The organism is Sphingomonas sp. BK481 (genome assembly GCF_014194875.1).
Lineage (GTDB): Bacteria > Pseudomonadota > Alphaproteobacteria > Sphingomonadales > Sphingomonadaceae > Sphingomonas > Sphingomonas aerolata.
In genome coordinates this window covers 322,925-339,973 of the sequence record NZ_JACIAP010000004.1, presented here as the reverse complement: position 1 = coordinate 339,973, position 17,049 = coordinate 322,925, and the positions used below count along the sequence as shown (strand labels likewise).

Annotated in this window: 13 protein-coding genes; 7 read left to right on the top strand and 6 right to left on the bottom strand. The window is 66.3% G+C overall.

The genetic code is table 11. From position 1 onward, the window contains the following. Positions 1-464 precede the first annotated feature (464 nt). Together FHY04_RS22900 and FHY04_RS10680 are read left to right on the top strand one after the other, a co-directional pair. Entirely contained in the window at positions 465-1,742 is a 1,278-nt protein-coding gene (locus FHY04_RS22900) for an EAL domain-containing protein (protein WP_183936376.1), read from the top strand. Positions 1,743-1,868: 126 nt separating this feature from the next. Beyond that, the gene (locus FHY04_RS10680; RefSeq protein ID WP_183936375.1) at positions 1,869-3,197 is read left to right on the top strand and encodes a hypothetical protein; all 1,329 of its coding nucleotides are present in this window, start codon (positions 1,869-1,871) and stop codon (positions 3,195-3,197) included. Positions 3,198-3,408: 211 nt separating this feature from the next. On the opposite strand, the gene rplL is transcribed toward FHY04_RS10680, so the two are convergent. Beyond that, positions 3,409-3,783, bottom strand: coding sequence for a 50S ribosomal protein L7/L12 (rplL, locus tag FHY04_RS10675; RefSeq protein WP_031392842.1), 375 nt, complete (start codon positions 3,781-3,783; stop codon positions 3,409-3,411). Positions 3,784-3,847: 64 nt separating this feature from the next. Next, positions 3,848-4,363 carry a 50S ribosomal protein L10 gene (rplJ, locus tag FHY04_RS10670; protein ID WP_031392843.1) on the bottom strand — a complete coding sequence of 172 codons (516 nt, stop codon included), beginning with the start codon at positions 4,361-4,363 and terminating at the stop codon, positions 3,848-3,850. Positions 4,364-4,766: 403 nt separating this feature from the next. Here rplJ and FHY04_RS10665 point away from each other — a divergent pair, with 403 nt between their 5' ends. Next, the gene (locus FHY04_RS10665; RefSeq protein ID WP_183936374.1) at positions 4,767-7,271 is read left to right on the top strand and encodes a PhoX family phosphatase; all 2,505 of its coding nucleotides are present in this window, start codon (positions 4,767-4,769) and stop codon (positions 7,269-7,271) included. Positions 7,272-7,366: 95 nt separating this feature from the next. Next, the gene (locus tag FHY04_RS10660) at positions 7,367-8,221 is read left to right on the top strand and encodes an oxidoreductase (protein ID WP_183936373.1); all 855 of its coding nucleotides are present in this window, start codon (positions 7,367-7,369) and stop codon (positions 8,219-8,221) included. A gap of 85 nt (positions 8,222-8,306) precedes the next feature. On the opposite strand, the gene rplA is transcribed toward FHY04_RS10660, so the two are convergent. After that, a complete protein-coding gene (gene rplA / locus FHY04_RS10655; RefSeq protein WP_031439626.1) occupies positions 8,307-8,999 on the bottom strand; it encodes a 50S ribosomal protein L1 in 693 nt (230 codons plus the stop codon). A 4-nt stretch (positions 9,000-9,003) separates the two neighbouring features. After that, positions 9,004-9,435: a 50S ribosomal protein L11 gene (gene rplK / locus FHY04_RS10650; protein WP_031392847.1), complete on the bottom strand. Its 432-nt coding sequence runs from the start codon at positions 9,433-9,435 to the stop codon at positions 9,004-9,006. A 525-nt stretch (positions 9,436-9,960) separates the two neighbouring features. On the opposite strand from rplK, the gene FHY04_RS10645 reads away from it, so the two are divergent. The 3 genes from FHY04_RS10645 (at position 9,961) to FHY04_RS10635 (ending at position 13,180) form a co-directional block, all read left to right on the top strand. Then, positions 9,961-10,272 carry a hypothetical protein gene (locus tag FHY04_RS10645; RefSeq protein ID WP_183936372.1) on the top strand — a complete coding sequence of 104 codons (312 nt, stop codon included), beginning with the start codon at positions 9,961-9,963 and terminating at the stop codon, positions 10,270-10,272. 86 nt (positions 10,273-10,358) lie between these two features. Continuing rightward, positions 10,359-11,774, top strand: coding sequence for a diguanylate cyclase (locus tag FHY04_RS10640; RefSeq protein ID WP_183936371.1), 1,416 nt, complete (start codon positions 10,359-10,361; stop codon positions 11,772-11,774). A gap of 5 nt (positions 11,775-11,779) precedes the next feature. Beyond that, positions 11,780-13,180 (top strand): methyl-accepting chemotaxis protein, encoded by a 1,401-nt coding sequence (locus tag FHY04_RS10635; RefSeq protein ID WP_183936370.1) that lies wholly within the window; start codon positions 11,780-11,782, stop codon positions 13,178-13,180. 33 nt (positions 13,181-13,213) lie between these two features. On the opposite strand, the gene FHY04_RS10630 is transcribed toward FHY04_RS10635, so the two are convergent. Together FHY04_RS10630 and FHY04_RS10625 are read right to left on the bottom strand one after the other, a co-directional pair. Continuing rightward, a complete protein-coding gene (locus FHY04_RS10630; protein ID WP_260171444.1) occupies positions 13,214-16,213 on the bottom strand; it encodes a TonB-dependent siderophore receptor in 3,000 nt (999 codons plus the stop codon). Positions 16,214-16,343: 130 nt separating this feature from the next. Continuing rightward, entirely contained in the window at positions 16,344-17,021 is a 678-nt protein-coding gene (locus FHY04_RS10625; RefSeq protein ID WP_037529848.1) for a FadR/GntR family transcriptional regulator, read from the bottom strand. Between the last annotated feature and the right edge of the window lie 28 nt (positions 17,022-17,049).

Here is a 17,049-nt window from a genome sequence, read left to right as displayed (position 1 = left end):
CCGCGCGCAATCACATGCGGCGGCTTTCGGCGAATGAAACCCCGGCATCCAATACGATCGACATGCTGCGCGACGGCCTGTCGTTTCCCGGATGCTGTGGTGAGTGGCTCATATAGGACGGTGGCCGGCGCTTGTCAAAGCGGTCCGGTATCGCGCGTAAAATGTCGAAGACGGGATGCCCTTGCGGCCAGGCGAGCGCGGCGCAGCGACTCGTAGAAAAATATTTGTAATAAAATCACAATGCCACGCAACGGCTTATTGGGCGACGAGCGACCTGGTGCGGGTGCGGCGCTGTTCGCGGGGATGACAGTCCTGATCAGGATTAGTAGATACCAATTGGCTACCGGGATTGAATCCGCCGCACGGCGGGGCCTTGCCGGTGTCGTTCAGCCGTCATTCGTCAGCGTCCACCCTATTGCCGAGTTCACGCCCATGTCGATAGCCGCCCGGTCGGACCCGTCCGCGTGAGCGCCGATCCCAGTCTGGCGCCCCCACCGGGTGCGGCAGCAGGTTTCGGCCTGGGGCTGGCAAGCCCGGCCTCCGCTTATCTGCCTGTGGCGGGGGAGGGGCGCGCCGTGCTGCCGCGATTGCTGTTCGTCCATGCCGCCGATGCGGCATCGTGCCAGGCGCACGCGGAACTGCGGTCCCGTGGCTATGCCGTCGCCTGGATCGGCCATGCGGGGGAGATTGCGGCGGGAACGGCGTTTGCGCCTGACGTCGTGATTGCCGACGCGCAATCGCGGGGCGACGATCTGATCACCGTGCTCGATCAGATCGGGCACGACGGGCGGATCTGCCCGGTGATCGAGTTGCGGCCGCCGGGCGAATATCCGTCCGCCGTCCTCGGCGAGGCGATGATCGGCGAGCATCCGCTCGTCGGGTCGCTCGAGCGCACTTACAAGATCGGCGCACTCACCGCGATCCTCGCGTCGCTCGCGACCGGGCCGGGCCGGTCGGAAGACGCTGCGGGCGACCGGCGCATGATTGCGGCGCTGCTTGTGGAATCGCGGCTGCTGCCGAACCTGCATTACGAGTTCCTTCCCAAGATCGACCTGACGAACGATCAGGTTGCCGGCTATGAAGCGCTCGCCCGGCTGCGCAACATCCCGGGGGTGAACCCCGAATGGCTGTTCGCCGCGATGACCGATGCGGGGATCGAGGCGGCAGCGACGATGAAGGCGGTCATCGCCGCGCTCGACCTCTGGCTTGCGCTGAGCGTCGAGCAACGGTCCGCGCCGGTCGCGATCAACTGCAGCCAGGCGGTGCTGGCCGATCCGCTGTTCCAGGCGGCGCTGGGCGATGAACTGCGCCGACGCGGCGTCGCGTCGAACGGGCCGGGACGGGGCGTCCTGATCATCGAGATCACCGAGGATGCCCGGCCGGTCGATACCCAGCGGCTGGTCCGCGACATGAACGGGTTGCGCGATCTGGGCGTGGTGTTCTCGCTCGACGATTTCGGCAAGGGGGCGACGAATTTCGATCGCGTCTTCACGTTGCCGATCGCCGAGCTGAAGATCGACAAGGACTTTTTCGGCCATTGCGCACGCCACGTGCACGAACTCGGCATCCTGCGCGAGGTCGTCCGGTCCTGCCACGCGCGGGGGCTGAGCACGGTCGTCGAGGGTGTCGAGACCGAAGAGCATCTCGCGATCGCCCGCGACCTGGGTGCTCGCTGTGCACAGGGCTTCTACTGGGGCCGGCCGATGGCGGCGGGAAGCTTCGCGCACGTCCGCGTGATCTGAAGGCCAGCGGTTCGCGATGCGGACGATCATCTGGTCGCCCTCGCGGCGCGGCTCATCGCATGGCGGCTTGCCGCCGCGACCCGTTCGGCCTCCCCGCGCTAGCGTTGCAGGAGGGAATTTTCGACGATGAGCATACAATGGCGCCGCGCGCTTCTGATCGTGCCGGCCGGCTTGGCGCTGGCGCCGCCCGCGGTCGCGCAGGAGTCGGGCCAGACGTCGGACGCCGCGTCGCAGCAGTCGACCCCACCGGCGCCGGCTGGGGCGGTTCGCGGGCTCGAGCCGCTTCAGGCCCGCGATACGGGAACGGCAGCGGTTCCCGTACCCGATACGCCACGACTGGTTCTGCCGGCTCCGACGACCGCAGACGCGCCGCCGCGCAGCCGCACCCCCGCGCGGGCGCCGGCGACACGCAGTGCAGACCCGGATACCCCGAGGGCCGCGCGGGTCGATGCCGCGACGACGTCCCGACGTGCAGCGGAGCCCGTGCCGTCCGCCGCACCGCGCGACGCGGCGGACGTTCGGACGGATCCGGCGCCCGCATCGACCGTCACCACGGCGCCGACGACTCCGGCAATCACCGCGAGCCCCGAAGTCGCACCCGCCGTTGCGCCGTCCGCCGCCCCCGTCGAACGCACGATCGCCGCGCCGGAGCAGGGCAGGGCGATGCCGTTCTGGCTGTGGCTGGCGGTCATTCCGATCGTCGTCATCGCGCTGTGGTTGCTGCGCAGGGGGCCGCGTAAACGGCATGATCGGCTGGACTATCACGAGCCCGAACCGCTGATTGAAGCCGAGGCACCGCCGGCAAGACCGCTTCCCCCGCTACCCACGCCGGCGCCGGTCCCGCCGAGCCCCGCGCAGGTGGTGACGCCGATCCCGGCGATCGCACCGCCGTCCCCGCCTGAGCCCGCGACGGCGGCAACCCCGCAATTTCTCGACCGGCGTGCGCGCGAGCCGGAGCGGGCGCGTCTGTCGGTCGAGCTGCGCCCGCTTCGTGCTGGACTGAACCTCCTCAGCGCGACGGCTGAATGTGAGCTCGTGGTGACGAACGTCGGCGCAGGCGTCGCGGAGGCGATCCGCGTCCAGGCGGTCTTGCTGAGCGCGCATGCTGGACAGGACGCCGATCTGACGGCGGTGAATGCGGGTCAGGTCCCGCGTCCGGCGACCGCGCCGTTCACGCTCGCGCCGGGCGAGTCGCGCACGATCCGGACGGTCTCGGCCATGTCGCGCGAGGCGATCCACAGCATGACCGCGGCCGACCGGCCGATGTTCGTGCCGATCGTCGCGGTCAACATCCGCTATGCCAGCGGGGCGATCGCCGGTCAGACCGCGCGTGCCTGGGCGATCGGTGTCGAGCGGGTCGACTCGGCCAAGCTTGCGCCGTTCTGGCTCGATATCCCAGCGCGCATGTATGACGGGATCGCCGCGCGCCCCCATGCGCCCGCGATCATGGTCTAGGCGGGCTTAGGCTACGGGCCGGGTCGCATCGATCCGGCCCGGTTGCGTTCTATCAGGCACAAAAAAAGGGCGACCCCATCGCTGGGGCCGCCCTTTTTTAGCTGCGGCCAGCAGGGGCGGAGCCCCTGCTTCGTCGGTCGGCATGAATGCCGCCGGCCGGCCTTGCGGGGAGTGCGCTTCAGCGTGGCTGAAGCGTCTCTCCCGCTGCGGCTTACTTGACCTCGACGGTCGCGCCAGCTGCTTCGAGCTGTGCCTTGATCTTGGCGGCTTCGTCCTTCGACACGCCTTCCTTGACGGCCTTGGGAGCCGACTCGACCAGCGTCTTGGCTTCGGTCAGGCCGAGCGACGTGATCGCGCGGACTTCCTTGATGACGTTGATCTTCTTGCCACCGTCGCCGGTCAGGATGACGTCGAATTCGGTCTGCTCTTCAGCGGCCGGTGCGGCTGCGCCGCCGCCAGCTGCCGGTGCTGCGACCGCTGCTGCGGCCGAAACGCCCCACTTCTCTTCGAGCAGCTTCGAAAGCTCAGCTGCTTCGAGAACGGTCAGTTCGCTCAGGCTCTCAACGAGCGCGTTCAGGTCTGCCATGATAAATCTCCATCTCGGGGCATGTGCCCCATCAGTTCAAAAAGTAACGAAAGAGCCTGCAAGATCAGGCGGCTTCCTTCTCCGCGTAGGCGGAAAGCACGCGCGCGAGCTGCGCTGCCGGAGCCTGCGTGATCGTCGCCAGCTTCGTGGCAGGTGCCACGATGAGGCCGAGGATCTTGGCACGCAGTTCATCCAGCGAGGGCAGCGTTGCGAGCGCCTTCACACCGTCGACGTCGAGGGTCGTCGCGCCCATCGCCCCACCCACGATTTCGAACTTGTCGTTCGTCTTCGCGAATTCCACGGCCACCTTGGCGGCCGCGACGGGATCGATGGAGCTGGCCAGACCGACCGGACCCGTGAGCATGTCGCCCAGCGAGCTGTAGTCGGTGCCGTCCATTGCGATCTTGGCAAGCTTGTTCTTCGAGACCTTGTAGGTCGCGCCGGCGTCGCGCATCTTGTTCCGCAGCACAGTGGACTGTGCGACGGTCAGGCCGAGGTTGCGCGTCACAACGACGACGCCGACCTCGGAGAAGGTGCGGTTCAGCTCGGCTACGGCCGCGGTCTTTTGATCACGATCCATGCCATTCTCCACGTTTTCAGGTTCACCATTTGCACGGTGGACCCGGTTACTAACCGGAGGCGCAGACAAGCCCGCGCTTCCGGGTGTCTCGTCGATGGGGCATGGGAGAGGGCAGGCGCCGGAAGCGCTCCGCAATATCTCATTCCCCGTCTAGGTGGGAGATTAAGCGCCGGCAAACCCGGTGCACCCACTGTCTCGGACGGAGTTCGGCAGGCGGACCCGCCGAACGAAGCCGCCGCATAGCCGAATCGGTCGCGAAGTCAATCGCTCAGATGCGGTCCGGTGCGTGTCGCGGAACCGTCACGCGACTGACGCGGAGGTGTCTCCGTTCCTTCACCGCACTGCCGCTTTACCCGGCCAAAGCTCAGTCCAGCGGTCAGATCGGCCGATCCCGGGGGGACGTATGAAAATTCCGACGAACATGACGATGGCCTATCACGACGGCGATATCGACACGAACACCAGCGCCAATCCGCATCTGAACGATCTGATCGCGGTGCGCTATTCGCGTCGCCAGACACTGATGGGTGGCCTGTCCGCCGCGACCGCCGCGGTGTTCGGCGGCATGCTGCTCGCAGGGTGCGACGAGGATGACCCGCGGCGTGCAGTCACCGTGCAGGCCGGTGCATCGGGCGCGACCTCGGCGGGCAAGACGGTCACGCTGACGGGCACGGTAGCGTCGGGCAGCGCGACGGGCGTCGCCTGGGCCCAGACCGGCGGCCCGGCCGTGACGCTCGCCAACGCGAACACCGCGACCGCGACCTTCACCGCGCCCAGCGTCGCTGCCGACACCACGCTCACCTTCACCTTCACCGGCACCAGCACCGACGGCATCCGCAGCGAGACCTCGACCAGCGTCACGGTCAGCCCGGCGCGGCTCGACTTCACCGCGGTTCCCAAGAGCCTTGCCGATGTCGTCGCGGTGCCGGCCGGCTACAGTGTCACCGTCCTCTACCGCCTGGGCGATCCGATCGCGAGCGGCGTCGGCGCCTATGCCAATGACGGCAGCGACACGAACTTCGCACGCCGTGCGGGCGACCATCATGACGGCATGAGCTATTTCGGGCTGGCCGCGACCGGCAGCACCCCCGACGCCAACGGCAACACGCGCGGCCTGCTCGTGCTCAACCACGAGAATATCACCCAGGCCTATCTGCACCCCAACGGCGCGACCAGCACTGGCGGCGCGATCGGTGCGGGCGGTGTCCGCCCCGAGTCCGAGGCGCTGAAAGAGATGGAATGCCACGGCGTCTCGGTGATCGAGATCAGCCGGTCGGCGACCGCCTGGAGCTATGTCCCCGCCTCGGCGCTCAACCGCCGTATCACACCGCTGACGCCGATGAGCTTCAGTGGTCCGGTCCGCGGCAACGCACTGCTCCGGACGCGCTATTCGACCGACGGCACAGCGGGCCGCGGGACGATCAACAATTGCGCGAACGGCACGATGCCCTGGCACACCTATCTGACTAACGAGGAGAATTGGGCGGGCTATTTCCGTCGCCAGTTCGGTGACGTCGCCGCACGCGGCGGGTCGACCGCCAAGCAGAATGTCTCGCTTGCCCGCTACGGCATCCGCGAGACCGCCAACGCCACCACCTTCAACGGCAATTACGGCTGGGCCTCGGTTGTGCCGGCGGATGCTGCCAACACGCTATATGCCCGCTGGAACGTCACCACGACCGCCGCGACCGATGCCACGGGCGATTTCCGCAACGAGGCGTTCCAATATGGCTGGGTGGTCGAGATCGATCCGTTCGATCCCGCCTCGACCCCGCGCAAGCGCACCGCGCTCGGCCGCATGAACCATGAGGGTTGCGAGATCGGCCGGACGATCGCGGGCGTCAAGCCGGCCTTCTACATGGGCGACGATGCGCAGAACGAATATATCTACAAGTTCGTGTCCGCCACGCCCTGGTCGGCGGCAGACGCGACCGCGACCAACCGGCTCGCGATCGGCGACAAATATCTCGACTCGGGCACGCTCTATGTCGCCAAGCTCAACGCCGACGGTTCGGGCCAGTGGCTGCCGCTGGTGTTCGGTCAGGGGCCGCTGACCAGCGCCAACACGACCTATCCGTTTGCGGATCAGGCCGATGTGCTGATCAATGCGCGTTTGGCGGGCGACGTGCTGGGCGCGACCAAGATGGATCGTCCCGAATGGACCGCGGTGAACCCGGCGACGGGCGAGATGTACTGCACGCTGACCAACAACTCGTCGCGCACTGCGGCGAATGTCGATGCGTCGAACCCGCGGGCCTATACCGATCCCAAGACCACCGGTGGCCAGACCACGGGCAACGCCAACGGCCATGTCATCCGTCTGCGCGAGACCGGCGACACGTCGGAGGCGACCGCCTTTACATGGGACATCTACGCATTCGGTGCGGGCAGCGATCTTGATGCGACCAACATCAACCTGTCGGGGCTCGACGCGACCAACGACTTCTCGTCGCCCGATGGCCTGTGGTTCGGCCTGCCGAGCAATCCGACCGGCAACGTCACGCCTGTGATGTGGATCGAGACCGATGACGGCGCCTATACCGACGTCACCAACTGCATGCTGCTCGCGGCAATTCCGGGCCGTGTCGGTGACGGCGGTACGCGGTCGGTGACGAGCACGCTCGGCGGGACCAGCAACACGGTCACGACGCGGATCGGCAAGGCACCGGCCACGACGCTGCGGCGCTTCCTGGTCGGGCCGAAGGAATGTGAGATCACGGGCATCCACTCGACCCCGGATGGCCGCTCGCTGTTCGTCAACATCCAGCATCCCGGTGAGAATGGTGGTCCCACCAACATCACCAGCAGCTGGCCCGCGAACCAGGCCGGCGCGGTCGCGACCCCGTCGCGTCCGCGTTCGTCGACGATCGTCATCACCAAGAATGATGGCGGTATCATCGGGCTGTAAGCAGGGCAGGGGGCGGGTCGCATAACGGACCCGTCCCCGGCTTTCGGCGTTACCTCCAGCGAACGCATGTCCAGCGTATCCGGAAAGGTTCGTCCATGACTCTCCCCGCATCGCCCGTCTGGTTCATCACGGGTTGCTCCACCGGCTTCGGCCGCGATCTAGCGAGGCTGGTCCTGGATCGCGGGTGGCGCGCCGTCGTCACCGCGCGCGATGCCGACCGGGTCGCCGACCTGGTCGAGGGCCATGACGACACCGCGCTCGCCCTCGCGCTCGACGTCAACGACCAGGCGCAGGTCGAGGCTGCGGTCGCGGCCGCCAAGGCGAAGTTCGGCCAGATCGACGTGCTGGTGAACAATGCGGGCTATGGCTATCAGGCGACCGCCGAAGAGGGTGACGAGACCGAGATCCGTGCCCAGTTCGACACCAATGTGTTCGGGCTGTTCGCGATCACCCGCGCGGTCCTGCCGATCATGCGCGCGCAGGGCAGCGGCAACATCGTCAACTTCACCTCGGTTGCCGGGCTCATCGGGTTTCCGGGATCGGGCTATTATGCGGCATCGAAGCACGCGGTCGAGGGCTGGTCCGACGCACTGCTCGCCGAGGTCGGGCCACTCGGCATTGGCGTGACCTGTGTCGAGCCGGGCCCGTTCCGCACCGACTGGGCGGGGCGATCGCTGCGCCAGACGCCGAGCCAGATTGCCGATTATGCCGATACCGCGGGCGCGCGGATGGCGGGAACGAAGGACGTCAGCGGGACGCAGGCCGGGGATCCGGTCCGGGCAGGCGAGGCGATCATCGCCGCGGTCAGCCAGGACGTGCCGCCGCGCCATCTGGTGCTCGGCGCATTCGGCTATGAGGCCGTGACCGCAAAGCTGCGCGAACGGCTGGCCGCGATTGAAGCGGCGCGCGACATCAGCCTGGGTGCGGACTTTCCAGCCGATGCGACCTGAGCGCATCAGGCGGCCCTGACGCAGAAAGGGGCCGGGAGATCGCTCTCCCGGCCCCTTTCCTAACACTCAAAAGCGCGAACGCCGATCAGGCGCCGGCGACTTCCGTCGTGTCGACCTTGATCCCGGCACCCATGGTGCTCGAAACCGCAATCTTGCGGACATACTTGCCCTTCGCGCCCGACGGCTTGGCCTTGACCACGGCGTCGACCAGCGCATCGAAGTTCGCGCGCAGGTCTTCTGCCGGGAACGACGCCTTGCCGATGCCCGAGTGGATGATGCCGGCCTTCTCGACGCGATATTCGATCTGGCCGCCCTTGGCGTCCTTGACCGCCTGCGCGACGTTCATCGTCACCGTGCCGAGCTTCGGGTTCGGCATCAGGCCCTTGGGGCCCAGAACCTTACCGAGACGACCGACGATGCCCATCATGTCCGGGGTCGCGATGCAGCGATCGAAATCGATCGTGCCACCCTGGATGGTCTCCATCAGGTCTTCCGCGCCGACGACGTCTGCGCCTGCTGCGAGAGCCTCTTCCGCCTTCGCGCCGCGGGCGAACACGCCGACGCGGACGGTCTTGCCGGTGCCCTTGGGCAGCGTCACCACGCCGCGGACCATCTGGTCTGCGTGACGCGGATCGACGCCCAGGTTCAGCGCGACTTCGATCGTCTCGTCGAACTTCGACGTGGCGCCCGAGCGTGCGAGCGCGATCGCTTCGTCAATTGCGTGCAGCTTGACGGTGTCGACCGTGACGGCCTTCTGCTTCTTGGTCAGCTTTGCCATGATATCAGCCCTCCACCACTTCGAGGCCCATTGCGCGGGCGCTGCCTTCGATGATCTTCGTCGCAGCGTCGATATCGTTGGCGTTGAGGTCCTTCATCTTCGTCGTGGCGATCTCGCTCAGCTGCGAGCGCTTGATCTTGCCAGCGACGACCTTGCCCGGCTCCTTCGAACCCGACTTGAGACCGGCGGCCTCCTTGATCAGGTACGATGCCGGCGGGGTCTTCGTCTCGAACGAGAACGAGCGATCCGCATAGACCGTGATGACGGTCGGGATCGGCATGCCCTTCTTCAGTTCGCTCGTGCCGGCGTTGAACGCCTTGCAGAACTCCATGATGTTCACGCCGCGCTGACCCAGCGCAGGCCCGATCGGCGGCGCGGGCTTTGCCTCGCCTGCAGGGACCTGCAGCTTGATGTATCCGGTAATCTTTTTAGCCATGTCACTCTCTTGATAGGGGCCGCCCGCATAAGCGCGTACAGCCCGGTTTCGAGTCTAGCGGTACGAACGACGCACGCTCGACGCGCGTCTCCCGCAGGTTCCATCATCAGATGTTGGAAGTTGGCGCGCATAGCCGAGGCGTGCCGCTCGTGCAAGCCCATGCACCGACCAGTGGCTATTGCTGCGCAGGCGCCCGCCATCCCCAGGCGTCGGGACTACCCAGGCGGTCACAGCAACGACCGACGCCGAGTATGCAACCGATTGCAGTCCGAAAGTCTTCACCTTCACCGCAATGATCCAGATCAGCAAATTTCAAGTTATTCGTACAAGATAATCTAAATCATGAGCGAAAACACAGTAAATGTGGAAAGCCCTGCACGAGGAGAGATTAGGACAGCCATGAGAGCGGCCTTTGATCATGACAGCGGAACATTGAGATTCCTTACAATGGCGCTCGGGCTAGCGCTTGGTTTAATGATCCCGCTTGGATTCATATTGGCATGCTCGCTTATACTTGATCGGCCGGTGACGATACTTATCGTCGGAATTATAGTTGGAATATCCGCAACCTATGCCCTCTCGGTGATCCTGATGCGGCCGTCGAAGCATGACGAGGAGCATGTCGGGGACGCCGTTCCCAAGGTTTCGCTTGCCATGATTTGCCTGGCAACGGCGCTGATCGTCTGCGGGTTCAGCATCTATGTGTCCGACCGGCCGCATTATCTTCTCTACCGGGACATGCCGCATATCGCCGCGGCGATGCTGTTCCTCCCCGGCATGCTCATCGGGTCTGGCTGTATCCTCTGCATGATCGCCGGGCGCGCCGTGCCGCACTAGGCCGCACGGTTCGTCGCCCGGACCGCGCCAAAAAAGCGCCGACACGCCCGGGACCCCATGGTGCCGGCCTATAATGGAGGCCGGACGTGTCGTTGCACGCCCGTCACTCCGAGAGTTTCGGCATGGATACGAAGATCAACGTCGCGGACGGCGGCGGCAGATGGGATATGGCGAACGCCCCGTTCGTCGTCGACGCGCTGGCACGTTCGATCCCGACGGTGCAATTCTCGATGGAAGGCGAGGTGCTGGCGGTCAATGATCGCTATCTGCGCATTTTCGGTCGCGAGGCACAGGACCTGATCGGCGGCCATCACAGCAGCTTCGTCCGGCTGACCGCGGCGGGGGCGGCGGACTATGCGACCGTCTGGAACACGCTGCGCAAGGGGCGTCTGATCCAGACCGAGTTCGGCAGCGTCGCCAGGGATGGTCGCGAAGTCTGGTTGCAGGCGACCTATATGCCGGTGCTGGACAGCAACGGCGTCCCGCAGCGCGTGTTCAAGCTCGCCAACGATATCACGCATGAGCATCAGCACGCCGCGGACAAAATCAAGATGCTCGAGGCGATCTCGCGATCGACCGCGATGATCGAATTCGCACTCGACGGGACGATCCTGTCCGCCAATCCGCTCTATCTCGCAATTACCGGCTATACCGAGACCGACATTCGCGGTCGGCATCACCGCATGTTCGTGACCCCCGAGGACGCCTGTGATCCCAGCTATGAGCGGTTCTGGGAACGGCTGCGCGAGGGGGAGTTCATACGCTCCGAATTCCGCCGGATCGGGCGGGACGGGCGGCCGATCTGGCTGCAGGCTAGCTACAACCCCATCCTTGACGCGTGCGGCAAGCCGACACGGATCGTCAAGATCGCGACCGACATCACCGAATCGGTCGAGCTGCGCCTCGAAAACGCGCATCACGCGTTCAGCGACGCGCTGACCCAGCTCGCCAATCGGCGACGGTTCAACCGGACGCTGGCGGAGGAGGTCCGCCGCGCGATCCGGTCGGGTGACGACCTGTCGCTGATCCTCATCGACATCGATCATTTCAAGCGGTTCAACGATAATCATGGTCATCAGCAGGGCGATGCGTGTCTGCGGATCGTCGCGACCGCCATCCGGTCAGCGGTGCGGCGCGCCAACGATCTGGTCGCGCGTTTCGGCGGCGAGGAATTCGCGCTGCTGCTGCCCAGTGCCGGTGCCGATGTTGCGGCGACCGCGGCGGAAACGATCCGTGCGGCGGTCGAGACGTTGCGCGTCGACCATCAGGACGGGACACGCCCGGTGCTGACCGTCAGCGTGGGTCACGCATCGCTCAGCCGGGATCACCGCAGCGCCGACGTCCTCGCCGATGATCTCGTCGAGCGCGCGGACCGTGCGCTCTACCGGGCCAAGGAAGCCGGCCGCAACACCGTGTGCGACGACCGCGCCATCCACCCGAGGGGGTCCGCGACGCCGTCGTCCCGCGCGCCACTTTCCCGCTCGATCTCTCCCAAAGGATAACCCGAATGCTATGGTTCAAAGCCGACGCGCCTATCCGCCTGAAACTGCTGATCGCCTTTTCCAGTTTCGTCGTTCTGGTCGCCTGCACCGCGATTGCGGGATTGGTCCTTAAGGGCACCGCGCTGATCGGCGCGGGCGTCGCGGCAACGCTGATCGCGGTTGGGCTCGGCTATACCTATCGCGAGATGATCGCGGTGCCCTATGTCACCACCGTCGTTCGTATGGAGGCGCTGGCCGCGGGTGATCTCGAAAGCCCGATCGAGTTCACGAACTTTCGCGACTGCGTCGGCCGCATGACCAAGGCGATGGGAACGTTCCAGGAGAATGCGCGGGTGCAGATTGCGCTGAACGTCGAGGCGTCGCGCAACGCCGATGTGGTCAACCGCATGGCGCAGAATTTCAAGCAGGTGGCCGAGGGCAATCTGACTGTCGACATCACCGAGGACTATCCGGCGATCTACGAGGACCTGAAAGCGAACTTCAATATCGCGCTTGCCAGCTTGCGCGACCTGATCCGCGCGGTCGCGCAGGGCGCCTCCAGGATCCAGATCGGCTCGGGCGAGATTGCGCAGGCGTCCGAAGATCTGGCGCGGCGAACCGAGAGCACCGCGGCGAGCCTGGAGGAGACGTCGGCGGCGATCCATCAGATGGACAATCGCCTAAAGGATACCGCGCAGGGCGCGACGCGGTCGGTGGCGACCTCCGAGCAGGCGCTGAGCGCGCTCGATCATGGACGCCACAAGACCGACACGGCGGTCCAGGCGATGGAGCGCGTCAGCGATAGCGCCAAGGGGATCGACAGCGTCATCGAGGGACTCGACAAGATCGCGTTCCAGACCCGCGTCTTGGCGATGAACGCGGCGGTCGAGGCGGGACGCGCAGGCGATGCCGGACGCGGCTTTGCGGTGGTCGCGGATCTGGTGTCCGCGCTGGCGATGCGGGCCGAGGAGGAGGCCAAGCGTGCGCGTAACCAGCTGACCGTGACGCAGGTCGATATCGGTGCGGCGGTCGACGCGGTGCAACTGGTCGATCAGGCGCTGTCTGGGATCGTCGCCTCGGGGCGTGAGGCGGCGGATATTTCGCGGCAGATCGCAACCGACAACCAGGCGCAGGCGCTCGCGATCACCGAGGTGAGCGCCGCGGTCGGCAGCATGGACCAGGCGACGCAGAAGAACGCGGCGATGGTCGAGCAGACGTCCGCCGCGGCGCGGCAGCTCGCGCAGGAGGTGCAGCTGCTCGCACAGCACGCGCAACGCTTCGTCGTCGATGGCGGCGGGGTCCGGCAGGCGGCATCGGCCTCGGCGGCGCAGGCGGCAACGGGGGGACGCGACCATTATACGCTGGCGAGCGATACCCGGCGGCTGCCCGCCTCCGCGATCACCGCGCTGACCCGGCCGAGCTGGTAGGACCGACCAGCCGGGTCGGGGGCGGGTCCCGGTCTAGAAGCGGGCGCGCATGCCGACCCGGTAGATACGGCCGAGCGTGTCGTAGAGCGCCGGGTTCACGTCGAGGCCGGTATTGGTCTGCGGCGCGGGTTCGGGATCGTGATCGAACATGTTGTCGACCTTGAAGAACAGGCTGACCTGCTTGGACAGGTTCACCGACCCGCCGAGATCGACGTAGAAGGCGCCCTTCATCGTGTTGTAATCGATCGTCGGGTTATTGGCGGTCGAAGCGGGGCAGGCGGTCGTGCACACGACATACTGGTTGCCGAAATTGCCGTCGGAGAACCAGCGCTCCTGCAACGTCAGGCTGAAGAGATCATTGTCGTAGCTCTGCGTCGCGAGCCATTTCCAGTTAGGCGTGGCTCCATTGTTGGCACCCGCCTGGTCGACCGTCGCGACACCGGCGATGCCCGCCTTCACGAGGAACTCGCGGACATTGGTGCCGAGCGCGCGGAGGGTGAAATTGCCCGGCAGGCCGAGCGGCTGCTTCCACTGGTAGCTCGCCTCGATGTCGAACCCGCTGGTCTTCCATGAGGCGAGGTTGAACGGCTGGACGTTGATGAAATTGCCGCCCTGGGTCGGGCTGTTCAGGACGAAGCCGCCGCAGAAGGCCTGATTGCCCTCGAAGCAGAAGCGCACGATCTGGTCCGCCGACAGCGTCGAGATCACGCCGTCGAGCTTGATACTGTAATAGTCGAACGACAGGCCGAGCCCGGGTAGCCAGGACGGGTGCGACAGGACGATGCCGGCTTCGGTATTGCGCGCGATCTCGGGCTTCAGGTCCGGATTGCCGATGGTGTTCTGGAACGCCTGGACGCCGCCGCCGGGGGGGAAGGGGTTGGTGAAGTTGGGCAAGGTCGTGACGGTCGGCGCGGCGAACAATTCGGACAAATTGGGCGCGCGGACGTCGCGCGACGTCACCGCGCGCAGGCGGATGCCGTCGAGCGGCGTCTCCCAGGTGCCGCCGATCTTCCATGCCCAGATCGTCCCCGACGTGCTGTAATGCGTGACGCGGCCCGCGCCGTTCAGGTTCGCGCGACCGATCGCGTCGCCCTTGAACAGCGGCAGGTTCAGCTCGAGAAAGCCTTCATAGACCTCGTATTTGCCGCCACCGTTCTTGTAGTTGCCCGCCGCCCAGTTGCTGCCCAACGTCGAGTTGAGCAGCGGGTCCGCGGGATAGTCGGCGCTGTTGGGGCTGAGCGCAGTGACGCCGGCGCCATAGGGATCGCCGTGGACGCGGTAATATTCCCGCCGATATTCGCCGCCGAACGCGACCGCGAGCGGCCCCGCCCACAGGCCGAGCGGCTCGCCCGAAAAGTTGAGGCTGGCGACGTCCTGCGTCAGCTTGGTCCGCTGCAACGGTCCGTTGACCGGCGTGACATAGGCGAGCGCCGCGGCGGAGGGGGGCGACCCGCCGAAGATGTTGATCGGCTGACACCCTGCAGCGCGCGCGGCGGCGTCGGCGCAGACGATCGCGCCGTTCAGCGTGATCGCGTTGGCGGCCGCGACATAGCGGTTCTGCAACACGGTGTTCTCGACATCGATATGCGCGATCGTGATGCCATGTTCGTAATAGCCGTCATAATTCCAGTCGGTGCCGGCCAGATCGAACCGCCCCTTAAGCCCGCCCACGAACCGGTATTGGCGGCGGTCGGTCTGCACCAGCGGATCGGGGAAATTGCCGTTGCTCGTGCCGAAGCCGAACTGCGTGATCCCGGCGGTCGCGCAGCGATCGCGGATCAGCTGCGGCAGATACGGATTGGCGCACTGCACGGTCAGACTGGGGCGGTTATAGCCCGGGCTCGGCTGGTTGCTGGTCTTCACCTGCGCGAGGTTGACGGTGACATAGGCTTCGTTGTTCTCGGCAAAGTCGAAGCCGACGCGGGTAAAGCCGTTGAGGCGTTCGAGTGAGGATTTGAGCGACGCGCCCGACCCCGGCGCACCCGACAGGTCGCCGCCGACGCAGAAGCTGTTGCCGGGGAAGCAGCCGGTCACGCCACCCGTCCCGGTCGGGCGTCCGTTCGACCCGTAGTTGAAGTTGAACGGCGCGCCATTCTGGTCGAACGCGATCCCCTGTAGCGGGCCGTTGTTGATCAGCCCGAACCGCGCATATTGATAGGGCTGGGCATAGTCGCGATAGTTGAACTGCGGCAGGCCGTTGTTCGCCTGGCCCGTATTGACCAGCGTCGTCGCGCGGTACCAGTCGCGCCCCTTGGCGAGATCGGTGCCGAAATCGCCGGGCCCGACGCCGTCCTCATGATCATATTCGGCGCTGACGATCAGGTGCAGCCGGTCGCCCAGCAGCGATTTGCCGAACGCCGCCTGGACCAGCGCCTGCTGATCGTCGCCGTAATTGGTGATGCCGCCCTGGATATTGCCCTTGAACCCGGTGAACCGCGTGTCGGTGATGAAGTTGACCACGCCGCCGACCGCATCCGAACCATAGGAGGCGGACGCACCGCCCGTGACCACGTCGACCCGCTTGACGAGCAGTTGCGGGAACATGCTGATGTCCGGAACGCCCGTCACGTTCGCGCCGACGACGCGTTGCCCGTCGAGCAGGGTGAGCGTCCGGATCGGCCCGAGGCCCCGCAGCGAAAACGAGCTCAGTCCCTGCGTGCCGCTCGACGTGCTGAACGTGCCGGTCGCTGCGCCGGTCGAGCCTTGCAGCGACGGCAACTGCGCGATCGCGTTGAAGATGTTCGGCTGGGCATTTTTGAGGATCTGTTCCTCGCCGATCACGGTCGTCGGCGTCGGCGCGTTGAACCCGCTGGTGGTGATGCGCGTGCCGGTGACGACGATGTCGGCCGCGGACGCCGGCGGCGGGCTGTCCTCGGCAAGCGGCGTCGCCGGCGTCACGGTCGGGGGCGGGGCCGGGGGGGCGGTCTGGGCGAGAACGGGTGTCCCGATCAGCGCGATCGCCGACACCATCATCCCGGTCGCGGTGCCGCCGATGCGTGCGGCAAAATCTCGGTCGTGCCTGGCCTTCGCCATGATCCCATCCCCTTTCGGTCATGGCCCAGGCCGTCTGTCCGGTCCGGGTCCGCAATCCGTTATGCGGCGATCCTATCGTGGACCGGCGGGGGGAACATCTACGACCATCGTCGCAACGTTCGGGATGCAATCAGGGCATGAGACGCTTGCGGCCCTGCGATAAATGCCAGCGCATCGCCAGCGCGGCACCGTCCGCGTCCTGCGCCCGGATCGCCTCGACGATCGCGTCATGCTCGTCCATCATCGCGCCGATCACCTCCGGCGCGCGCGATCGCGATATGTCCACGCCGGCGCGCAGGATCCGCATCACCGCATCCTGGAGATGCTCGAACACCGGCAGGAACGCCGCGTTGGCGGTCGCCTCGACGATCGCGCGGTGGAGCAGCCAGTCCTCGTCATGGGCGGGTGCGTTCGACAGCAACGCCGCGCGCAACGCCTCGAGCGCCTGCTCGATCGCCGCGAGCTGTTCGTCCGAGCGTCGCTGCGCCGCCAGCCGTGCCGCCTCCGCCTCGAGCACGAAGCGGACCTCATAGGTGCCGAGCGTCGCGGCGAGCGCGTCCATCGGCATGTGCGTGCCGAGCCGCGCGGACGGCCGCCGCTTGACATAGGAGCCGGCACCAAGCCGCGCCTGGGTGATGCCGTCCGAGGCGAGCCGGGCCAGCGCCTCGCGGACGATCGTCCGCGACATGCCGAACATCGCCGCGAGCTTCGCCTCCGATGGCAGCCGGTCGCCGATCGCGAGTTCCTCGTCGGTGATGATCCGCACGATCGCGGTATAGGCGCGATCCGCCAGCCGCCCCTCGCTCACGGGCACTCGCCCCTCTCTCGTCACCGCA

Coding starts and splice junctions, on each gene's coding strand:
- FHY04_RS10680 (WP_183936375.1), top strand. CDS start 1,869: ATGAGCATACAATGGCGCCGCGCGCTTCTGATCGTGCCGGCCGGCTTG.
- rplL (WP_031392842.1), bottom strand. CDS start 3,783: ATGGCAGACCTGAACGCGCTCGTTGAGAGCCTGAGCGAACTGACCGTT.
- rplJ (WP_031392843.1), bottom strand. CDS start 4,363: ATGGATCGTGATCAAAAGACCGCGGCCGTAGCCGAGCTGAACCGCACC.
- FHY04_RS10665 (WP_183936374.1), top strand. CDS start 4,767: ATGAAAATTCCGACGAACATGACGATGGCCTATCACGACGGCGATATC.
- FHY04_RS10660 (WP_183936373.1), top strand. CDS start 7,367: ATGACTCTCCCCGCATCGCCCGTCTGGTTCATCACGGGTTGCTCCACC.
- rplA (WP_031439626.1), bottom strand. CDS start 8,999: ATGGCAAAGCTGACCAAGAAGCAGAAGGCCGTCACGGTCGACACCGTC.
- rplK (WP_031392847.1), bottom strand. CDS start 9,435: ATGGCTAAAAAGATTACCGGATACATCAAGCTGCAGGTCCCTGCAGGC.
- FHY04_RS10635 (WP_183936370.1), top strand. CDS start 11,780: ATGCTATGGTTCAAAGCCGACGCGCCTATCCGCCTGAAACTGCTGATC.
- FHY04_RS10630 (WP_260171444.1), bottom strand. CDS start 16,213: ATGGCGAAGGCCAGGCACGACCGAGATTTTGCCGCACGCATCGGCGGC.